The organism is Pseudopedobacter saltans DSM 12145 (assembly GCF_000190735.1).
In the GTDB taxonomy this organism is placed as follows: domain Bacteria; phylum Bacteroidota; class Bacteroidia; order Sphingobacteriales; family Sphingobacteriaceae; genus Pseudopedobacter; species Pseudopedobacter saltans.
On sequence record NC_015177.1, the window covers coordinates 102966 to 126095 of the forward strand.

The 23130-nt window shown below is 36.7% G+C and carries 16 protein-coding genes; 14 read left to right on the top strand and 2 right to left on the bottom strand.

Annotated features, from left to right (window positions below; all coding sequences use genetic code 11):
- Window positions 1–14: 14 nt before the first annotated feature.
- The 13 genes from PEDSA_RS00375 to PEDSA_RS00440 all read left to right on the top strand — a co-directional run bounded on the left by PEDSA_RS00375 (window position 15) and on the right by PEDSA_RS00440 (window position 19827).
- On the top strand, window positions 15–1442 hold the full coding sequence (locus PEDSA_RS00375; RefSeq protein WP_169311971.1) for an NHL domain-containing protein: 1428 nt from the start codon (window positions 15–17) through the stop codon (window positions 1440–1442).
- A gap of 149 nt (window positions 1443–1591) precedes the next feature.
- Complete coding sequence (locus PEDSA_RS00380) at window positions 1592–5074, top strand: phospholipase D-like domain-containing protein (protein WP_041536918.1); 3483 nt, start codon at window positions 1592–1594, stop codon at window positions 5072–5074.
- A gap of 7 nt (window positions 5075–5081) precedes the next feature.
- The gene (locus PEDSA_RS00385; protein WP_013631167.1) at window positions 5082–6014 is read left to right on the top strand and encodes a phosphodiester glycosidase family protein; all 933 of its coding nucleotides are present in this window, start codon (window positions 5082–5084) and stop codon (window positions 6012–6014) included.
- Between the two features lie 4 nt (window positions 6015–6018).
- A complete protein-coding gene (locus PEDSA_RS00390; protein ID WP_013631168.1) occupies window positions 6019–7416 on the top strand; it encodes a Gfo/Idh/MocA family protein in 1398 nt (465 codons plus the stop codon).
- Window positions 7417–7643: 227 nt separating this feature from the next.
- The gene (locus PEDSA_RS00395) at window positions 7644–8564 is read left to right on the top strand and encodes a phosphodiester glycosidase family protein (RefSeq protein ID WP_013631169.1); all 921 of its coding nucleotides are present in this window, start codon (window positions 7644–7646) and stop codon (window positions 8562–8564) included.
- A 135-nt stretch (window positions 8565–8699) separates the two neighbouring features.
- Window positions 8700–10364 (top strand): alkaline phosphatase PafA, encoded by a 1665-nt coding sequence (pafA, locus tag PEDSA_RS00400; protein ID WP_013631170.1) that lies wholly within the window; start codon window positions 8700–8702, stop codon window positions 10362–10364.
- Window positions 10365–10377: 13 nt separating this feature from the next.
- Window positions 10378–11859, top strand: a complete 1482-nt coding sequence (locus PEDSA_RS19750) for a DUF4886 domain-containing protein (protein WP_013631171.1) — start codon at window positions 10378–10380, stop codon at window positions 11857–11859.
- Between the two features lie 134 nt (window positions 11860–11993).
- A complete protein-coding gene (locus PEDSA_RS00410; RefSeq protein WP_148233478.1) occupies window positions 11994–12302 on the top strand; it encodes a hypothetical protein in 309 nt (102 codons plus the stop codon).
- A gap of 1254 nt (window positions 12303–13556) precedes the next feature.
- Window positions 13557–14111: an REP-associated tyrosine transposase gene (locus PEDSA_RS00420; RefSeq protein WP_013631173.1), complete on the top strand. Its 555-nt coding sequence runs from the start codon at window positions 13557–13559 to the stop codon at window positions 14109–14111.
- A gap of 478 nt (window positions 14112–14589) precedes the next feature.
- Entirely contained in the window at window positions 14590–16080 is a 1491-nt protein-coding gene (locus PEDSA_RS00425; protein ID WP_013631174.1) for an ankyrin repeat domain-containing protein, read from the top strand.
- Between the two features lie 4 nt (window positions 16081–16084).
- The gene (locus PEDSA_RS00430) at window positions 16085–16573 is read left to right on the top strand and encodes a DUF2271 domain-containing protein (protein ID WP_013631175.1); all 489 of its coding nucleotides are present in this window, start codon (window positions 16085–16087) and stop codon (window positions 16571–16573) included.
- A gap of 90 nt (window positions 16574–16663) precedes the next feature.
- Window positions 16664–18862: a PepSY domain-containing protein gene (locus PEDSA_RS00435; RefSeq protein ID WP_013631176.1), complete on the top strand. Its 2199-nt coding sequence runs from the start codon at window positions 16664–16666 to the stop codon at window positions 18860–18862.
- Between the two features lie 119 nt (window positions 18863–18981).
- Entirely contained in the window at window positions 18982–19827 is an 846-nt protein-coding gene (locus PEDSA_RS00440; protein ID WP_245546791.1) for an FAD:protein FMN transferase, read from the top strand.
- Between the two features lie 106 nt (window positions 19828–19933).
- Here the strand turns inward: PEDSA_RS00440 and PEDSA_RS00445 are convergent, their stop codons facing one another.
- Window positions 19934–20134, bottom strand: coding sequence for a hypothetical protein (locus PEDSA_RS00445; RefSeq protein WP_013631178.1), 201 nt, complete (start codon window positions 20132–20134; stop codon window positions 19934–19936).
- A gap of 1483 nt (window positions 20135–21617) precedes the next feature.
- Here PEDSA_RS00445 and PEDSA_RS00450 point away from each other — a divergent pair.
- On the top strand, window positions 21618–22565 hold the full coding sequence (locus tag PEDSA_RS00450) for an IS110 family RNA-guided transposase (protein ID WP_013631179.1): 948 nt from the start codon (window positions 21618–21620) through the stop codon (window positions 22563–22565).
- A 221-nt stretch (window positions 22566–22786) separates the two neighbouring features.
- Here PEDSA_RS00450 and PEDSA_RS19760 read toward each other — a convergent pair whose 3' ends face one another.
- Window positions 22787–22918, bottom strand: a complete 132-nt coding sequence (locus tag PEDSA_RS19760) for a DUF4469 domain-containing protein (protein WP_245546793.1) — start codon at window positions 22916–22918, stop codon at window positions 22787–22789.
- Window positions 22919–23130: the final 212 nt, after the last annotated feature.

Consider the following 23130-nt stretch of genomic DNA (forward strand, 5'->3'; position numbering starts at 1 on the left):
CTCAATCTAAGGAAATGAAAAAGATTTTAATAATATGTACAGTTTTAACTGTTTTGTTTACAGCATGTAAAGAAGACAATGGTAATTCTGTTCCACAATCTAAGAGTCCTTTAATCACTCAGATATCTCCTACCGTCGGACTGGAAAATAGTATTTTGACTATAAAGGGAAAAAGGTTTTCTCCGGCTCCTGCAGAAAATATAGTAAAATTTTCAGGTGTCAGAGGAGAGGTTTTAACGGCTAGCGATACTTTGTTAACTGTACTTGTTCCAGCAGGTGGAAGTACGGGGGTACTTACTATAACGGTAAAGAATTCAACAGCAAATGGCCCGGCTTTTACATACGGAATGCCTTCTGCTGATGTTGATGAAAATGGAAATGAAATAGAGTACACTTATTTAACTTCAACTTATGCAGGTGCAAACGTGGCAGGGAATGTTTTGGGGACACTTGCGGAAGCTAGGTTTATGCTGCCAAACGGTGTGTCTTTTGATCCAACTACAGGAGACTTAATCGTTGCGGATAGAACTGCGCAAGCAATAAAAAGAATTTCAAAAGCAGGAATAGTAACTAAGATTGCTGGTACCGGTACAGCGGGAAGAGTAGATGGCGATATTTCTATTGCATCTTTTAATAATCCGTATAAAACTGCTGTAGATAAATACGGTAATATTTATGTTGCAGATAATGGAAACCATAGAATTCGTAAAATTGATTTGTCAACTAATACGGTTTCTACTATAGCCGGAGGAGCAGGGGCGGCAACCTCGGGATATACCGATGGTATCGGAGCAAATGGACTTTTAAATACACCAACGGGTTTGGCAGTAGATGATGATTTAAATGTTTATGTAGCTGATGCAGCAAACCATGCAGTTAGAAAAATTACTCCAGATGGCAGAGTTTCCACCTTAGCGGGAAATGGAATAGCAGGTATAGCAGATGGTATCTGGCCTAATGTTACAGTTAACCGACCAACTGCTGTTTGTATGGGAAAGGATGGTTTTCTATATTCTGCAGATAGGTATGGTCAGCGTATTAGAAAAATTGATGTTCGTACAGGAAAAACCGTTACCATAGCTGGTTCTGGAGGTAATGCTGCGGGAACTGGGGGCCATGTTGATGGAGAAGTGTTAAAAGCAAGATTTAATAATATCTGGGGAATGGATATCGATAAAGATGGTACTATTTATGTTTCTGAGCTGGAAGGAACTGCCGGTAAATCTCATACCATCAGAATGATAAAAAACGGTCAGGTATCAACAATAGGTGGGCCGGATGCTTTTGATAATAATGGATATGTTAATGGATTGCCTGGCATATCAAGGTTTTATAATCCAACCGATGTTGCTGTCGACGAAGAAGGTAATGTATTCATAGCCGACATGAACAATTACGTGATAAGAAAAATCGTTAAAATAAAAAAAGACACATCTAATTAAAAACTGCAATAAGAGAGGTTATGAGCCTCTCTTATTGTTTGCATTAAATGCAGATTTTAAGGGAATCTGTATTTAGAATAAACTAATCAATTTATTATTCATTCATAAGCTGGACCATTATGAAAAAAACTCTACAAACATGTTTTTACATGTTCTTGGTAGTACTGTGTGCCGTTTTTACGTCTGTAACCGTACAAGCTCAAGAACAAATACTGCTGGGATGGCAGTTCAGAACTTCTGCTCTTGGAGGAACCACTGTATCAGGGGACTCTTTAACTTATACCTCAACAAATCATGCTTCTGGTATAAAAAGTTCTGTTTTAAGCCGTGGTGCCGGTTTTAAAGAGTATAACTACGCGAATTCGTTTGCATGTACAACAAAAGTAATTTTAGATACTTATCAGACTTCTCTTGCTCAAAATGGGTATATAGAATTTACATTCCAACCAAAAGATGATTTTGCTAGTTCCTTATCTACGCTAAAAGCTAAACTTAGAAGGTCTACAAACGGGGGTGATGCTACTTGGTATAGGTGGCGATATAGTATTAACGGTGGCGATTTTAAAGATTTATCTGAAGATAGGTCATTTACAGCAGATAATCAAGGTGTAATCCAAAGTCCGGTCGATTTAACTGGGAAAGAAGATTTACAATTAATTGCGGCAAATTCTATAGTTAAATTTAGATTATATGTTTGGGGGTATACTGTTGGTGTTGGTACAGGTGTTTTTGCGGTAGGTCGCTCATCAAATAATACTGATTACGGAATAACCATCGAGGGAAAGGTATATGATTATAATCAAGTAATTAACTCCACTATTCAACAAGCTTATTTTACAGATCAAAAGAAGATAGCTAAGGGAGAAGCATCCGAAGTAATTATTAATAAGTTAATATACAACATTAATCAAACACCGGCAGGAGAAGATATTCATATGAGTATTTATATGATTAGTCATCAGGGTGTTTTAAATGCATTAAAAGTTGCGGAACAAAGAGGGGTTAATTTGCATATGATAGTAGATATGAGTCGTTCTGATAGCCAAGTGGCTAATGCGACCAGTTTGCCCTGGTTACAAGCTAATCTGCCTGATTCTGAAATTATAACTTGTGTAAATGATGTAAGCTCCAATGCGATCAATCATCATAAATTTGTATTGTTTTCCAAAGTTCTAACTCAAGAGGGGGTTTTAAGTAATGTCACATTTCAAACTTCAAATAACTTCACGGTATCAGATACGAAAAAAATACAAGATGCTTTAATGTTTAATAGTTCAGGTATTTATCAGGCATTTTTGAGAAACTGGAATACCATTAAAACCTATGCTACATCGGGGATGTCTAGCGGTTTTGTTTACAATACTTTTAATGAAAATGATGTTAAACTGGCTTTCTTCCCTAAGAGAGGCACTGGAGTGAATACCAATGAAGATGATGTTGTTGAAAGCTTAAATGCAATAAGCAACGTTTCGGCTTCAAAAATCAGAATTGCAATGTCCGATTGGTCAGATTCGAGACCCGCAATAATAGATAAATTGATTCAACTTAGAAATCAGGGAGCTAATATAGAAGTATTTGCGAAGGATGCTGCAGGAACACAAACAAAAGTAAAATTACGTCAACTGCAAGCATTGGGTGCCACTGTGAGGATATTTAATTTAGAGGAGGGAGCCGCCGCTAAATTAAATATTCATGCAAAAATGATGTTGATAGAGGGAGATTGGAATGGTAAAATAAATGCAAAAGTAATTATAACGGGATCCCATAACTATACAGATGGGGCATTGAAAACCAATAATGAGGTTTTGGTTACTTTAACTAATTCGACTCTGTTCTCAGAATATAGTCAGTATTTCGAGGAAATAAAGAAAATTGTACCGGTAGTACCTGTATTTCAGTTAGACTTAAAGAGTATCGATTTAACTTCTGGAAACAATAGTAATGTAGCGACATTTAATTCAACTGCAAGTGTTGGTGGAGTTGTGAATGCCTTTGTTTCACGAGGAGCCGGGTTGAAAGGAAATACGGGTTTGCCTGAGGGCTATAGTAGTTCGCATCAATATGTTTATACAGCTGAAACCAAATCTACTTTCGCTAATGCATTCGACAGGGATGAATATTTGCAGATTCAGTTTGAAACAAAAAATGCGGTAAAATCTTCTTTAAATAGGATAGAGTGGATAATCAGAAAGTCAGCTGCAACTGCTGCGACACATTATCGTTGGTATTATAGTATTAATAGTGCAGAGAAAAGTGATTTCAAACCTATTAATGCCGTAGATCAGGCTTTTGTTCACGATGCTACAGCTGCTGTTCAACCCGAAATTAATCTAAGTGAAATACCAGAATTACAAAGTATAGGTTCAAATACTAAAATCTATTTTAGGCTTTATATAATAGGAGGAATTAATACATCCAGTACATTTGCGTTTAGAAACTTAAACGGAATTCCAGGATTTAATCTGTTTGGAGATGTGGATAACGATTTAACAGAGAGTTTATTAGGATGGGGTTTGTCTACTTCAAACAATGGATCAAGGGCAGAAGGAAACGAAGTTGCTATTACTTCAAATATAACACACGCTAATATAAAGCCATCCAGTTTAAAAAGAGGATCTGGTTTAAATGCAAATCCTGAATATAACGTCACTCTTCAAAGAGGGTTTACGGCAGTATCTTCTAATGTTGTTACAACTTTAGAAGAAGCAGAAAACTATGGTAACTATTTTACTTTCGACATTAGTCCAAAAGCGAATGTAGCTTTATCATTAAAAGCCTTACATGCAAACCTACGTAGGTCATCTGCAGGAGGGAACAAATACTTATGGCGATACAAAATAAATGATGGTGAGTTTGTAGACCTTACCAGTGAAGTTACATTTACCAGCACTAATACCAATGGCGTTTATCAACCTGTAGTAGATTTAGCTGGGATCACCGCACTTCAGAATGTTAAAGCAGATTCGATAGTTTTTAGGTTATACGTATGGGGATTTAATACAGCAAATTCGGGAACATTTGCAATAGGCCGTTCTGCAGATAGTTATGATCTTGCGCTGCAAATACAAGGTACTTCAACAATAACAAATCCACTACCAGTTACCTTAGCAGCTTTTGAAGCGAGTAAACTCAATAATACTGTAAAACTAAGATGGACAACAGCATCAGAGCAAAATAATTCCCATTTCGATGTCCTGAAATCCTCAGATGGAAAAGATTGGAGCTTATTAACTACAATTTCCGGTGCTGGCAACAGTTCAACTAAAATTGATTACCAGTATATGGACAATAATCCATTTGTTGGGATGAATTACTACCAATTGAAACAAATTGATTTTGATGGAAAATCGACACCTTCTAAGGTCCTTAATATAAATTTTGATAACCTAAAAGTTGTTTCAGGCATCTCGGTAAATTATCTAAATGAGAAATTAACTGTGTTTACCAATGATCGTGTTTTCAATAATCGGATATTACAGGTATACAATATAAATGGGCAGTTGATAACCATTAAAGATGTATCAAAGATGAACGGAGATATTGTTTTGCCTATTTCTTTAACACCGGGTATTTACATTTTGTCTATATCGTCAGATAATGGTATATCAACTACGAAGTTTAAAGCTAATTAAAGAAAAAATGAAGAAGCAACGTTATCTGGTATTTCTTTTTGTCTACTTCCTGTTTTTCTCTTGCAAGGTTTCGAATGAAACCTTGTCGAAAATAAAACCTGTTGATGGTAAACCAGCAGAAGAACAGGTAGAAAACAGCGAAAGTTTAGAATCTATACTTACAAAGAAGACTACCTTAATAAAAAAGGTAGTCTTCTATAAAGAAACGAAACTAAATAAAAGCGTAAAAGAGTATAATTTGGAGTACATAAGTAATAAGAATTTACCAATGGTACTTTTTGTTGTTAAGGTAGATCTTAACGATAAGGGCATCCAAATAAAGCCTTTGACGCCGAATGGTTCAATTGGTTTTGGTATGCAAACTATTCCGGATATGGTGAAGTCCAATCTTTTTGACGGATATCAAACGATAGCAGCACTAAATTCAGACTATTTCGATATGTCTACGGGAGAACCAAGAGGCATAACCATCGTAAATGGAATACCTTTAAAAGCCAAGACTACTGCTACGAGGTCTTATTTTGGAATTACGAAAACAGGAAACCCAATTATAGGAAATATGAAAACCTTTCCTAATGAACAAAATATGATTATGCATGCTATGGGCGGTTTTCAAAGATTAGTTCAAGAAGGGAAACCGGTAGCTCAAACAGATGCTGCTATCCATCCGAGAACCGCAGTGGCTTTTAATAATAATAAAGAGGTCTTTTTTTTAATCGTTGATGGTCGTAGTCCCGATTATTCCAATGGTTTGACTTTAGATGAGCTTGCAGAAATATTTCATGCTCTGGGTGTAAGGGAGGCAGTTAATTTAGATGGAGGAGGGTCTACTACCTACGTAGCTTTAAATCAATCGAATATTGCCGTAAAGAACCGTCCTTCTGGAGGTTCACTTAGAAAAGTGGCTAACGGATGGGCTATAGTATCAAAAACAAAATAATTAAATGAATAGAAGGAATTTGTTAAAAACGCTGAGCCTTACTTTAGGTGCATCAGTAGTTACTACGAATGTATTGGGAAAGATATCTGAAGATACTTTTATTTTTGATGGAGCGCCTGAAAGAGATTATAAGCCTATTGGCAGGACGATAACTGCAGTTACGATAGGAGCGGGAAGTAGAGGTACTGTTTACGGAAAATATGCATTATCCCGCCCTAATGAATTGAAAATAGTTGGTGTTGCAGATCCCAATCAATATAGAAACGATAAATATGCTAAAGATCATAATATAGTTAAGGAAAACAGATTTCAGACATGGGAAGATGTGTTCAGACGTCCGAAATTTGCCGATGCAATTATTATTTCTACACCAGACAACTTACATTATGGACCTTGTATGAAGGCCTTAGAAATGGGCTATGATATTTTGCTGGAAAAGCCAATAGCGCCTACAGAAAAAGAATGCAGAGATATTCTTAAAATGGCTCAGAAAACTGGAAGAATTGTCGCTGTTTGTCACGTTTTGAGATATGCTCCATACTTTGTAAAAATGAAAGAACTGGTTTCTAAAGGAGCTATTGGAGAAATAGTGAGCGTACAGCATTTGGAGCCTATCGAACATCTACATATGGCTCATGCTTATGTACGTGGAAATTGGCATAATTCAAAAACATCCACACCAATTATTATGGCTAAATCTTGTCATGATTTGGATATTGTACGTTGGATTGTAGATAAACCAAGTAAGCATATTGCCGCTATGGGAGATTTAAAATGGTTCCGTAAAGAAAATGCACCAGCGGGCAGTACTGCAAGATGTATTGATGGTTGTACCGTAGAAAAAGAATGTCCTTATTCTGCGCTTAAACATTATTATAGGAAGCGTATAAGAATTAGACATTTAGATGTTCCGACAGAAGGAATAACTAAGGAAGAACAGGGAAATATCATTTTGGAGAAATTAAAAACAACCAATTATGGTAGATGCGTTTATAAAATGGATAATGACCAGCCGGATCATTATGTTACAAGCATCCAATTCGACAATAGCGTTACCGCTAGTCTTTCTATGGAAGCATTTACCTCTTATGGAGGTAGAAGAACCCGTGTTATGGGCGCAATGGGAGATTTAGTGGGGGATATGAATGAACTGGTTTATACTGATTTTAAAACAGGAAAGAGAACAATATTCAAACCTAAGGCTGAAGATATTGAAGAATATAAAGATGCTGGACACGGAGGAGGAGATATGCTTATGGTAAGAGATTTTGTTCAAGCTGTAGCGAATCAGGATAAGTCGATATTATCATCAGATATTTCAGTTTCTGTGGAAAGTCACATGATGGCATTTATGGCAGAGAAGAGTAGAAAATCTAAAAAGATTTTAGCTATAAAACTTTAACACACCTATTAAATTTTCAATGTCCAAATGAAATAAAGGGCGGTTTGATAAAGTAGATTCAGAAATAATATTACAATGTTTTCTGCTTTTAAGATTGCCCCTAACATTTGGAGTAAAAGAATTTATGTATTTAAATAAAATACAGTAGTTTGGATGAACGGAGTTTTATAGGTACTTACAAAACAGATCAAACTTATAGTTCGTAATATTCATAAAAATGAAAATAAATGTTAAGAGTTAGTTATTTATTAAGTGCTGCGTTAATTTTCTCTGCTTGTTCAGGAAAAAGGGGAATCAGTCAATCGGCAGTTACCGAATTGAAGGAGAAAACAGGTTGGACCACGGACACCTTAAGGAAAGATGTAATATGGTATAAATATAGCAGCAAGACAGATAAACAGTTTGCCAACCAGAATGTGAACGTAATCAGCTTCAATCCGGGTGCGGGTTTAGGTAAAATGGTTTTCGAATATAAAAAGGAAAAAGATTCATTATCCGTTTTTGCAAACAGAATTCCGGGTGCTATAGCAGGTATTAACGCTACCTATTTCATAGAGAAAAAAGATTCAGCAGATTATATGCATTTGCGTTTAAAAGGGCAGGATATTCAAAAAGTAAAAGTGCCTAAAAGTAGCATTTATTGGTGGAAGCATCAGGGAATGTTTACGTTTGATGATGAGGGTAAACAATTTGATATTGAATTTTCACCAGAAAATTTCTCTGCAATAAAATCCAAAAATATCATGACAGGGGCGCCAATGTTAATTGATAATTTTAAACCGGTAGGCTTAACCTTTGCAGACACCACTGGTAAAGATATCAAAAAGCTCCATTATGAACATTATCTGAAACATCAGGGTGTACGTCATCCAAGAACTGCAATTGCTGTAACACAAGAAGGGCGACTATTATTAATTGCTGTTGACGGTAGAAACAAAGAAGCTCTGGGAATGTCGGCAAAAGAACTAACCGCATTTTTACAGCGTTTCTTCAATCCAAAATCTGCAATGAATATAGACGGTGGAGGATCTACAATGATGTGGGTAAAAGGTCAACCTTTTAATGGCATTGTCAACCACCCGACAGATAATAAAAAATACGATCATTACGGGCAACGTATGGTGGAAACTGTTATATTCATCAAATAATTGCGTAAAGCCATTTATGAATTCTTGAAAATCAACATGTTTTGTGGAATAAAAGGTGTTGATTTTTTTGACTTCTTTTTAGCTTCTTGTACATTTACAAGGAGTATAAACACATCTGAGAATCAAAATTGTTGAATGAAAACACGTAGCACACTAAACAGCCTGAAATTTTTTCTTTATTTAATGCTAACATGTGGTACTTTTACTGCACATGCTAAAGAAAAGAAAAGCAATGGATTGGCAAGACCTAAACTTGTTGTTGGTATAGTAGTAGACCAAATGCGTTGGGACTATCTCTATCGTTATTATGATCGTTATGAAACAGGTGGTTTCAAAAGACTGCTTAATGAAGGTTTTAGCTGCGAAAACACATATATCACACATTTACCTGCCGTTACCGCAATTGGTCATTCCACAATTTTTACCGGATCAGTACCCGCTATACACGGTATAACCTCAAATGATTTTGTAGACCAGCTTACCGGAAGAAAATGGTATTGTGCAGAAGACACAGTAGAACAAACTGTTGGAAGTAAATCGGCAGCAGGGAAAATGTCTCCGCGAAATTTATTGGCTTCCACTGTTACAGACGAACTGGCATTAGCTACCAATTTTCGCTCAAAAATAGTAGGTGTTTCAATGAAAGACCGAGCGGCTATTATGCCGGCAGGGCATACGCCAACAGCAGCTTTCTGGCTAGATAGCGAAAGTGAAAACTTTATAACCAGTACTTACTATATGAAAGATTTGCCTGCCTGGGTAAATGATTTCAATAGTAAAAAAGTAGGACGTAATTTAGTGAAAGATGGTTGGAATACTTTATATCCTATAGATAGTTATATACAGAGTACACCAGATTATGTGCCATGGGAAGGTCTTTTTCCTGGAGAGAAAAAGCCTGTGTTTCCACATGATATCAAAAAATATTATGAACTCAATCCAGATCATATCAGAAAAACGCCATTTGGAAATACTTTAACATTGGAATTTGCAAAAGCAGCAATCGAAGGGTATGATTTGGCAAATGGCACCGTTACTAATTTTTTAACAGTTAACTGTGCGTCTACCGACTATATAGGTCATATGTATTCGGCCAATTCTGTAGAAGCAGAAGATGGTTTATTAAGATTAGATCGGGATCTTTCTGTATTCTTCAAATATTTGGACAGTAAAGTTGGAAAAGGAAATTATACTGTGTTTTTAACAGCAGACCATGGCGGAGCTCATAATTCAGTATTTCTTGAAGAACATAATATCCCTACAGGTTTATTGGGCTTAAAGCAAAATGCCTTAACGGCGGTAAATAAAATGGTAGAAGCGAAATACGGTATCAAAAATATTGTTACTGGTAATACTGGATTATACATTTCTTTAAATGCTAAGGCTGCTATAGAAAAAGGAGTTGATTATCCAACGCTAAAAAGAGATGTTGTTACCTTGCTGATGAAACAGAAAGGGATCCAATTTGCAGCCGATATGGAAATTATTGGTAATGCATCGATTCCAAATAAAATTAAAGAAATGCTTGTTAACGGTTATAATGCAAAAAGAACAGGAGAAATAGCATTTATTCCAGAACCGGGATGGACATTAGGAGGCTCAAAAGGCGCTTCGCATAGCGTATGGAATTTATTCGATACCCATATACCTTTAATCTTTATGGGATGGGGAATTAATCAGGGAAGCTCCGTAGAAAACTATTCTATGTGCGATATTGCGCCTACAGTTGCAGCCTTATTACATATACAGGCTCCAAACGGTTCAATAGGAAAAGCAATTTCTGAAGTAATTAAAAAATAAGCATAAATAAACCATGAAAAATCTGATTTCCCGAAGAACCTTTATTGCAACTGCAAGGCTCTGGTTCGTTTTTCTTTTTTTAGGTCTCTCAGTATTTAAGACTTCTCATGTAAGTGCTCAAACCGGAAAGGTTACGAAAATACTCGCTATCGGAAATAGCTTTTCAGAAGATGGCGTAGAAAACTACCTTTATGATTTAGCGAAAGCAGAAGGTATAAAAGTAATTATTGCAAATCTTTATATAGGCGGTGCACCATTAGAACTGCATGTAAAGAATATAAGAGAAAATAAGGCAGTATATTCTTATAGAAAAATTGGATTGGATGGCGTGAAAAAAACAACGCCAAATACTTCTATAGAAACAGCTTTGGCCGATGAAAATTGGGATTATATCAGTTTTCAGCAAGCAAGCCCGCTGTCGGGAAATTTAGAATCAGTAAAGGAAAATTTACCGGAACTGTTTAACTATGTAAAGCAAAGAGCGAAAAACCCTGATGTAAAATACATATATCACCAGACGTGGGCATATGCGAAAAACTCGGAGCATAAAGGCTTTGATAATTATGACAGAGATCAGAACAAGATGTACCAGTCTATTATAAATGTATCTAAAGAAGTACAAAATATAGTTCCAATAAATATCGTTGTACCGGCAGGAACAGCAATTCAAAATGGCAGAACAAGCTATATCGGCGATAACTTCAACAGAGATGGTTATCACCTTGATTTAAACATAGGTCGGTTTACAGCGGCTTGTACATGGTTTGAAAAGCTTTTTGGCAAGCCAGTGCTCAATAATCCTTTTAAACCAGAAACAGTTAACACCAGAGCAAGTCAGCTGGCAAAAACAGCAGCCCACGATGCAGTTCTAAACCCTTATCAGGTAACAGAATTAAAAGATTTTCAGGCTAAAAATGTTCAATTATCAAATAGTCCCGTTTATATAAATTTTGGAGATGCAAAAGCCTACGACGATTGGAATAACCTGGCTTATTTCAATAATGGCGGAGGAATAGATAATCTGGTGGACAAAAAAGGGAACTTTACAGGAATCAGACTGACGCTGGTGGAAGGATTCACCGGTAAAAATGTAAGTGGACCAAAGAAAACTTCGACGACTATAGAGATGCCAGAAGATGTTTCTTCCAGTACTTTTTATGGAAATTCGAAAGAGGAATTTAATAAGAAAAAGGTAGAGAGAAGTGTGTTGAAAATCTCGGGATTAGATTCCCGAAAAAAGTATACGCTTAATTATTTCTCCTCGAGATCCGCAAAGGATGTTGATAACAGAGAAACACAATTTACCACCGACGGAGCAAAAAAAGTTATAGGTACGGTAAACGCAACAAATAATAACAGCCAATTGGTAACCGTAAAGAATATTCGTCCAAATGCAAATGGCGAGTTGATTGTAGATATAACTGCAGGGAGTAAAAATACAGACAAGCATGGATTTTATTATCTGAATGCTATGAGTATCAGTACAGGTAAATAGTTTTGACTATAAAAAGGGGGCTAAAATTCTCTAAAAAGTCCCCTTTTGTTTTTCAAGCTGCGGTTAATATCTATTTAAAATCTGAAATAATAACAAAGATTGTGGTTTGGAGGCGTTCTAATATTTGTAATCAAATGAAAAAACTTATTCTGATAATTCTTACAGTATTCCAGTTAAACTGTTTTGCGCAGACTAGCAAACAGGAATATAATTTCAATTATAAGGTCAAAGAAGTTTTAGGCGATCTCAACAAAGACGATTTATTAGATAAAGTTATTATAACTCAGGATACATTAAATGAAAATGCTCCTTATAGACTTCAAATATTTTTTCAACAACCAGATAGACAATTCAAGCTAATTGCAACTTCCGTTAAAATGATCGAAGCACAATATCCATACGGAAGAGATGGATACACACTGGAGATAGATTCTCTGATATAATAATAAAAAATGGCGTACTAAGTGTTAATGGTGAATTACTAAGAGGGCATTTTGAACATAAGTTTAGATTTCAGAATGGTAATTTTGAATTGATAGGTTTTTCAATAATTTCCTCAAATGGAAGGGGGGAATCTGAGATTGTTGATTTTAATCTTTCAACGGGAATAAGGATTGAAAAAACCGAACGGTATGATACAAATGCAATACTGCGTAATACGAAGAAGAAAATTTTGATAAGGCCCTTGCCTAAATTACAAGACATCATTCCAATGGAAAGCGAGCTTTACTAAGATTCTGTAGCCTAACCAACTTAAACAGCTTGTTGAACCAAGCTGAGAACCTTTTCCTGTTCGTAGAGTTAAGCAGAGCATCCCGACAGATTTAATTATAAAATGGAGTTTCTAACTCCACGTTCCTACCAATATCGATAACAAGAATTTCCCCAACTTTCGCCCGGTAAAACGTTAAAAGACTATATTCGTTAGTATGTCAGAGAGAGATTATTTGATTAAGGATCAGTTTGCTATTCATTTTATTATATTTTCAGTTGTACAATGGATAGATGTCTTTTCGAGACCCAGACTATGCTGACATCGTTGTGGAGAGTCTGAAATATTGTAAATTTTGGCAATAGGATAACCATCCAATACAATGCGAAAATGATAAGATACTTGAAACAAAGTTACAGTATCCACATGAAAATCCAGTTAGGGCAAATATTGTAAGGAGGGAACAAGATTATGTTTATTCTTCCGGAATAGATTATTATACAGCAGACAAAGGTTTGATTGAGTTGGATATGCTTTAATTCGGTAGTAAGTAAAAGAGATAGAGTCTGGAGACTCTATTTTATTTGATAATCCGTAGAGACGTTTCACTTAACTCTACGGACAGTCCTGTGCGAACAAGACTCTGTTTATTCCTCGGGATAGGTTTCCTGTGTTTTCTGTGTGTTTTCTGTGTTTTCTGTCCATAGAGTTAAGCCTGCGTCTCTACGGATTTGATAAATAAAAAAGGAGTTTGTAACTCCGTATTCCTATCAATAATAAGCATCTTCCATAATAAATAATAAGAAATCTAATTTCATAGTTCCTTATAACTAAAATGTTTTCTGTCCGTAGAGTTGAACACAGTGTCCCTACGAATTTAATAAATGAAAAAGGAGTTTGTAATTTCGTGTCCTCCTTTCCCAACATTAATAACAGGACGTTTCCAACTCTCGTCAATAAATTTTAAAAGACTATATTCGTTATTATGTCAGAGAGAGGTTATTTGATTAAGGATCAGTTTGCCATTCATTTTATTACATTCTCAGTAATACAATGGATAGATGTCTTTTCGAGAACGAACTATGCCGACATCGTAGTGGAGAGCCTGAAATATTGTCGGGCAAATAAGGGGTTAAGAGTACATGCCTGGTGTATTATGAGCAATCATGTACATTTAATAGTATCCGCTGTCGAACCTAATCGATTATCAGATATCCTAAGGGATTTTAAGAAATTTACTTCCAGTAATATTTTAAAAGCTATTTCAGAAAATAATCGCGAAAGCAGAAAGAATTGGATGCTATGGATTTTTAGAAAAGCCGGAGAAAGAAATAGTAAAAATAAAGATTTTCAATTTTGGCAACAGGATAACCATCCTATACAATGCGAAAATGATAAGATACTTGAAACAAAGTTACAATATCTACATGAAAATCCAGTTAGGGCAAATATTGTAAGGAGGGAACAAGATTATGTTTATTCTTCTGGAATAGATTATTATACAGCAGACAAAGGTTTGATTGAGTTGGATATGCTTTAATTCGGTAGTAAGTAAAAGAGATAGAGTCTGGAGACTCTATTTTATTTGATAATCCGTAGAGACGTTTCACTTAACTCTACGGACAGTCCTGTGTTTGCAGAACATGGGGCAACATATCCGTAAACCCCGCTGCATTGTTATTAAACCTGCCTTTGAAGATGGCCTTCCCATCTTTTAATGCTGTAATGTCAAAATAATCCTTTGAACAATCGATACCCGTTACCATTTTTCCTGTCCGTAGAGTTAAGCCTGCGTCTCTACGGATTTAATACATGAAAAGGAGTTTCTAACTCCGCTTTCCTAAAAAACTCATAGCTCCTCATAGAAATTCCTAACTCCCTTCCTCATACGATGTAACCCAATCTACCAACAGCGAAGAACTAGCAACAAACTTTTTTATAAGAGAATTATTTTATTAGATTTGCCTTGTATTTAGACTGAATTTAAATAACGATAATTGAAAGCATATATACGCGATATGAAAAAACTGTTATTTGCAGCGTTTCTTTTTACTACATACTTAGGAAAAGCTCAAACCAATTCTTTAATGAGTGCCGACTATTGGAAAAGCAATCCCGATTTAGCGTCGGTAAAAGCCGAAATAGCAAAAGGTAATAGCCCATCACAGCCAAATGCAGCTTCATTTGATCCGGTGACTATCGCCATTAACAATAAAGCTTCTAATGATATAATTAAGTTTTTGGTAGAGCAAGAGGGGAATAGTGTAACTAAAAAGACACACCATAGTCGTTCATACCTGCATTGGGCAGCGGCAGCAGGAAATGCGGAGATAGTTAGTTATTTAATAGCTAAGGGATCTGATGTAAATTATGCAGATAGTCATGGAGAGCCAATAGCAGCTTATGCAGCAGCTACCGGAAATCAAAATACTGCGGTGTATGATGCATTATTTAAAGCAGGTGTAAATCCAACACAGCGTTACGAAGACGGAGCGACATTAATGATGTTGGCTGCACCATTTGATAAAGATTTAACGCTAACAAATTATTTCATCACAAAAGGTCTTAGCCTTCAGGATAAGGATAATAATGGTAACAGTGTAGTAGATTATGCAGCAAGGTTAGGCAATCAGGATTTGATAAATAAGTTTATTCAAAAAGGAGTAAAACCTACAAGCGGAGCACTTTTCTTTGCTACTCAGGGATCAAGACAGGTAAGTAATGGAATAGACACTTATAAATACTTAGTAGAAACTTTAAAACTAGATCCTAAAGCAACCAATAAAGACGGAGCAACAATATTGCATGCTCTGGTACGCAGGCCAAATATGGAAGTAATTAACTATTTCTTAACTAAAGGAGTAGATTTAAACAAAGCAGATAGCGAAGGCAATACGGTATTAATTAATGCTGCGAGTGGTAGAGATATCACTTTATTGAATGTTTTATTGCCAAAAGTAAAAAATATCAATGCTGTTAATGAAAAAGGTGAGACGGCTTTAACCAGAGCGATTGCTTTCGGTTCTGCCGAAGTAGCGGGTGTACTTTTAAAGAATGGCGCAGATATCAATGCATTGGATAAGGACGGTAGAAATCTAGCCTACTATTGGTTTAATTCTTTCAGAGAAGGAAGACCAGGTCCGCAAACTGCCCCTGCAGGTAATGATTTCGAAGAAAAATTGGCTTTATTGAAGAATACAGGATTAGACGTCACCAAAGTACAAAAAGACGGAAGTTCTTTATACCATTTAGCAGTAGCTAAAGAGAACGAAAAACTTATTAAAAAAGCTAAAGAATTGGGTGCCAATATCAATGCGCAGGATAAAGAAGGAACAACTGCATTGCATAAAGCGGCTTTAATTGCCAAAGACGATAAAATTCTGAAAGAACTAATAGCGTTAGGAGCAGATAAGAAATTAAAAACAGAGTTTGACGAGACAGCTTACGATTTAGCTAAAGAGAATCAGTTCTTAAAATCCAATAACGTATCTATAGATTTCTTAAAATAATAGTATGAAGACCACCTCTTTAAAATTTTTAATACTGATACCCTTTTTAGCTTTTTCTTCTGTAACCGCTTTTGGTCAGGCTACTAAATATAAATGCATGATCCAGATGAACGCCTATCAGGGGAAAGAAGCATATGTAATTATATCCTTAATCAATCCAAAAGGAGGCTACGAGAAAACACTATCAGTTTTAGGAACCGACAAACAATGGTATAATACCCTCAAAGATTGGTATAAATTTCAGGCAAAAACCAAAGAGAAATTAAGTGCAATTACTGGTGCTTCCGTTGGTGGTGGCGACAGGGCAATGCGAACCATAGAAATAGAAGATAGCAAACTGGGCAAAGGTTATAAATTGCGTTTCGAGTCAGCTGTTGAAGAACAAAAATATCATGTTACGGATGTGGAGATTCCTTTAACGGCAGAAGCATTAGCAGAACGCGCTGAGGGAAAAGGATATATTCGTTATGTTAAGCTGAATGCTATAAAATAACATATGATTCTGTTACCCACCTTGTTTAGGTCGATCTAAACTTTTATAGAGCTGGATTAAAGGCGAGAAGAAAATAAAACAGTTTAAAGAATGACTTTATCTATTTGGAGGTATGCGCATTTAGCTTTGGCAATCATGTCATCGCTTTTTCTGTTGATACTTTCTGTAACCGGAGTAATACTGGCTATTGACGCAGTAAATGAAAAGGTACCTGCTTATAGGGTAAAGAATTTCGAATCTTTAAACGTAGCCCAATCTGTATCTGCATTGCGTAAGGTTTATCCGGAAATTATCGAAGTTTCGGTTGACCATAATCAATTTGTAAGCGTAGATGCACTGGACGAGGAAGGAAATACCGTTAAAGCTTATATCGATCCGCTAAGCGGGCAGATACTTGGATCGTTTAAAACCAAAAGTCAGTTTATACAATGGGTTACCGCCCTACACCGGTCTCTGTTTTTAAAGGAAACTGGCAGAATAATAGTGGGAGTAGTTTCTTTTTTATTATTGCTGATTACCTTTACAGGAACCATCCTGATTCTTAAACGGCAACAGGGAATCAGACATTTCTTCGCGAAAATTCAGAAAGACTTTTTCTCACAATATTTCCATGTAATAAGTGGGCGTCTATTACTGATTCCTGTTTTTATCATTTCCCTTACGGGGACTTATCTGTTTTTGGTAAACGTAAATTTGCTGGGTAAAGAGGGGCGGCAAACAGTATCCAAAAACAAATACAATGACAAATCAGGCCAAAAAGTAGAAGATTTCGAAATATTTAAGCAAACCAAACTGTCGAAAGTGGAAAAGATAGAATTTCCATTTGACAGCGAAGACCCCGAAGAGGTTTACGTATTGAAATTAAGAGATCGTATGCTGTCTGTTAACCAGACCGATGGAAGCATACAGGAGGAAACAAAATATCCTTCTACCGTAATTTTAGAAAAACTAAGCCTGGATTTACATACCGGAAGAACAAACGTACTTTGGGCAATTATATTAGGTATTGCCTCCCTTAATATCGTTTTCTTTATGTACACCGGTTTTGTGATTACTTTTAAACGTAGCAGAACCAGAGTTAAAAATAAATACAAAGCCGATGAGGCAGAGATCGTTATTTTATTCGGTTCTGAAAACGGAAGTACTTTATTTTTTGCTAATCAGATTCATAAGCAACTACTGGCAGATGGGAAAACTTCCTTTCTGGCAGAAATGAACCAATACCAAAGGTATTCGAAAGCAAGGCATATTCTGGTCTTTGCATCTACTTATGGTCTGGGAGATGCGCCAAGCAATGCAGGAAATTTTGAGCGTTTAATAGAAAAGTATCCCCAGGACCATACGGTGAGGTTTTCCGTTATAGGTTTCGGTTCAACATCCTATCCGGACTTTTGTTCGTATGCTGTATATACGGATCAATTGCTGGATAAACAATCATGGGCTTCCCGCTTTCTGCCATTACATACGGTAAACGACAAATCTCTTGAAGAATTTGTAAGCTGGGTACACCATTGGAGTGAAAAATCACTTATGGCGCTGGCAACAGCTCCGGCAGTGTATAGTTTTAAGGCAGAAGGCTTAAGGCAATTGCAGGTGGTTGAAAGAACACAACTTAGTGGAGACAATACAACTTTTAAGATTCTTCTAAAACCCTCGTCCAAAATCAAATTTAAATCGGGCGACCTGCTGGCTATATATCCGGCCAACAACAATAGAGAACGTTTTTATTCTATTGGCGAAAGTAACGGACTCATTCAACTGGTTGTAAAGCTATATCCTAATGGTTTTGGATCAGGTTTTTTATATCAGCTGGAAAAAGGACAGTGCATACAGGCAAGAGTGATGTTCAATCCGCATTTCCATTTTCCGGAAAAAGCACCGGCGATAGCTATGATAGCCAATGGTACAGGAATAGCGCCATTTTTGGGAATGATATTAAGCAATAGTCGAAAAAAGCCAGTTCATCTCTATGCCGGGTTCCGTTACGATAACGAACTGACACAGGATTACCGCCGATTTGCGGAGAAATCCATATCTCAACAACAGCTGAAGAGTTTTAAATTGGCGTTTTCAAGAGAAGAACAGCGTCAATATGTAATGGATCTTATTCAGCAAGATGCAGGTTTCTTTTTAGACTTACTGAGAAAAGAAGGTGTTATTATGATCTGTGGTTCGTTAAATATGCAAAAAGATGTGGAAAGGGTATTGGAACAACTGTCTTTAGAACAAAATGACAGACCTTTAAGTTATTATAAAGATCGCAATCAAATCCTGACAGACTGTTATTAATGGCTTGTATTAATAGACAACTTATTGCAATACTTCATTATCTGACGTTAATATTTTTATTTATATCGCTATTTCCATCTGTTTATGCCCAAGCCATATTTAAGCGGCAGGTTACACTTATGGGCTCTGTTTTCGAAATAACAGTAGTAGCCCATGACCAGCAGGAGGCAGATAAAAATACAGATCTGGTAATTGCTGAAATTTCCAGAATCGAGAACCTGATTTCTGAATGGCGGCCGGAAACGCAAATTTCCCTGGTCAACAGAAATGCTGGTATACAACCTGTGAAAGTAGATAGGGAAGTGTTTGAGCTGACCCAAAGGGCATTAGTGTATTCTAAAATGACGAATGGTGCTTTCGATGTAAGTATAGCGGCGATGGATAAAATATGGAAGTTCGACGGAAGTATGGATACGATGCCAACAGCAGAAGCCATAAAGCGTTCAGTACAATATGTAGGCTATCAGTTTATTGTGTTGGATAGCTTAAACTCCACTATTTTTCTTTCCAGAGCAGGCATGAAGATAGGTTTTGGGTCTATTGGGAAAGGCTATGCAGCAGACAAAGGTCGGGAATTAATGAAGCGTATTGGAGTTCAGGCCGGTATTGTAAATGCTTCCGGTGATATAGCTGCATGGGGTACACAGCCTAATGGAAAGCCGTGGTTAATTGGTGTTAATAATCCATTTAAGCCACATCATATATTAAAGAAAATCCGAATGAAAGAGGCTGCAGTAGCTACGTCGGGGAGTTACGAAAAATATGCGGAGATAAACGGACAGCGCTACTCGCATATTATCAACCCAAAAACTGGTTATCCATCTACAGGATTAACCAGTGTAACTATTTATGGCCCATCGGCAGAATTTGCAAACGCTTTAAGTACATCAATTATGGTAATGGGAGCAAGGGAGGGGAATAAGCTATTAAGACAATATCCCGCTTATAAAGGAGTTTTTAGGTAGTGACTATCGTCTATCGTTCATCGTTGTTTGTCTATCGTCTTTGTTTTTTTATCCTTGTTCTCTTTTATCTTTGCTCTCTGGTGTTTAATACCTGTTATTTCTACATCTAAATAACAGCAAGAACTGCATCATCAGTAAACTTTATCACCTGTTTTTCATTAAGACGAGAAATAATCAGGTTATAGTGCTGTTGCAGTCTTTCAGTTTCTATAACAGAGCCAAGATTAATAATATATTGGCCAATGGTAATTTCAGCTACAGGTATCAGTTTAAGTTTAGAGATATCTAAAGTGTCAGACTCATGCATAAGTAATGAATGTTATCCATATCAAATGGAATTTTTATAATAATTTTCTGTTTCAATTAGTAAAGTAACAAGAGGTTAAAAGTATTTAATAAGTACATAAACAATTTATATTCAAAAGTAATGAATTGTATCTGAAAAATTAAATAATAGTATATTTAAAAATATATTTATATCGAGAGTTTAGTCTGTCATTCATCGTTGTTCGTCTGTCGTTCATCGTTGTTCGTCTGTCGTTCATCGTTGTTAGTCTATCGTTCATCGTTGTTCGTCTATACTGCCATTTTCCGGACAGGGTCCTTAGTTTTCATTGATGATCTAAGAGTCGCCCCGCTTAACTCTTAAACCAGGGGAAAGCGGATTTCAAAAAAATCCGCAACATTCAAAGTTCGGGTTGCCTTTTCAAGAACAACCCGAACAGAATGTGTTATATTGTAGGGAATTAGTTTAGATTGCTTCGTTCCTCGCAATGACGCCCCTATTTTTGTCATTGCGAGGAACGAAGCAATCTCTTTTGGCATTACTCTCACAGCCTTTTTATAATCGACCCCTATACTGTCCGAAGAGTTAAGTGAAACGTCTCTTCGGATCAATAAATGAAGGAGTGTCTTCGACTTGATATATACATAAAGGAGTTTCAATCTTCCGAAATATCTCTACTGCCATTTTCCGGATAGAGTGCTTGGTTTTCATTGATGATTTAATAGTCGCTCCGCTTAACTCTTAAACCAGGGGAAAGCGGGACAGAATGTTTCTTTAATCGTTCTTCTCTTTAACTTTTTCAATCAGATAGAAAGGTGATTTTAGACAACGCATCCTTGTCCACTCGGACAACGCACCCTTGTCCGCTCGGACAACACACCCTTATTCGCTCGGACAACGAGCCCTTGTCTCTTAAGTGTTATACAATTACAGCTAACTCCTTATCGAAAACAGCAGTACGTGATTCTTTCAGCACTGTACTGTGCGAAGAGTTAAGTGAAACGTCTCTTCGGATCAATAAATAAAGGAGAGTCTTCGACTTGATATATACATAAAGGAGTTTCAATCTTCCGAAATATCTCTACTGCCATTTTCCGGATAGAGTGCTTGGTTTTCATTGATGATCTAAGAGTCGCCCCGCTTAACCCTTAAACCAGGGGAAAGCGGATTTCAAAAACAACCCGAACAGAGTGTGTTATATTTTAGGGAATTAGTTTAGATTGCTTCGTTCCTCGCAATGACAAAAAGGCGTCATCGTAAGTTTGTAAGACAGTATTTGGAGAAACTTAAACGGAATATAATTTTGTTTAGTTTTAAAAAGATCCAGCCGAGAGAAGGAAAAAGATTTCAGTTGGTCATTAGTCATTAAAGACTCTTCGCAATGTCAGTCCCTTCTCTCATTCTTATTATAACTTGGACAGTTCATTAGGCCTCGGGAGCCTGTTTTTACGATTGATAAGTCACGATAAGAAAGCTGTGATCCTTATTTTACGATTTTACAAATATGGTAACAGGTATCGATTGTTCAAAGGATTATTTTGACATTACAGTATTAAAAGATGGGAAAGCCGTCTTCAAAGGCAGGTTTTCTAATAATGCAGTGGGGTTTAGAGATATGTTGCCCCATGTTCTGCAAACCCATGTTGTGATGGAAGCTACGGGGCCTTATTATTTCCAGCTGGCAAGATTTGTACATGATTCAGGGATAAAGGTTTCAGTGGTAAACCCCTTGACTGTACGCAGGTTTGCGCAGATGAGAATGTCCAGGGCAAAAACAGATAAGAAAGACGCTATGGTTATAGCAGAGTTTGCGCAGATGACCAGTCCCAGGTTATGGGAGCCTCCCACTGAGGCAATCCAGCATATCCGTAATGTGGAAACCTATCTTGAAGGGCTAAAGCAAAGGCGGCAGATGCTGTCCAACCAGTTGCATGCTTTTGAGGCAGCAGGAACAATAGAGGAGCTGCTATATAGGGAGATAAAAGAGGAACTGCAAAGCCACGACACCAGGATCAGGGACAAAGAGCGGCAGATAGAGCAATTGATAAAGGAGAACTATGCAGAAATGGCCACCCATATCAGGAGCATACCGGGTATAGGGCCAAGGAGCGTTTCCATGCTGATTATCGCCACAGGTGGTTTTGGTATGTTTGAAAACTACAAGCAGGTGATATCTTATTTTGGACTGGCCCCAAGGATATATGAATCAGGAACAAGTGTTAGAGGGAAAGGCCATATATGTAAAATGGGAATGGGCCAGGTGAGAAAAGTTTTGTACATGGCTGCTACCTCTGCCATACGGTGCAACAAAGCATGTAAAAATCTGTACGAACGATTGAGGAGCAAGGGAAAACCATACAGGGTCGCTTTAATAGCAGCGGTAAACAAACTTATTAAACAGGTATTTGCTATTGCTAAATCTGGTAAACCTTATATACCACAATTTGGATAGAGGCAATAAAAACAGAATATTATTTTGGATATATTTTAATTTTTATTTGGATTTAAACACAGTTCATTGCGAGGAGGTACGACGAAGCAATCTCTTTTGGCATTACTCGATCAGTTCATTAGTCTTTGTTCTTTAATCGTTCGCAGTAAGAAAATTTAGGGGAACAGTCAATATCGAGCGATAGAGGTTGTCACTACCGTTCGGCTTGTCTATTTTAAGATTTATACTATCACGGTTAGTTCCTTATCGAAAACAGCTGTACGTTGCTCTTTCAATAAACTACCAGAAGTGTACTGCGTTGTAATCTCCAGTCGATAAGTTCCAACATCCATATCGGGGATAACTACCAGCACTTCTGAAGGATTGTTTACTAACCTGAGATTAATGTTTCATTGTTTTTGAGTGATTTGGACATTATTTCATGTTTAGTTCCGAAGTAAATTCGGAAGACGCCCCTATCTTTGTCATTGCGAGGAACGAAGCAATCTCTTTTTGGTATTACTCTCACAGTCTTTTTATAATCGAACCCTATACTGTCCGAAGAGTTAAGTGAAACGTCTCTTCG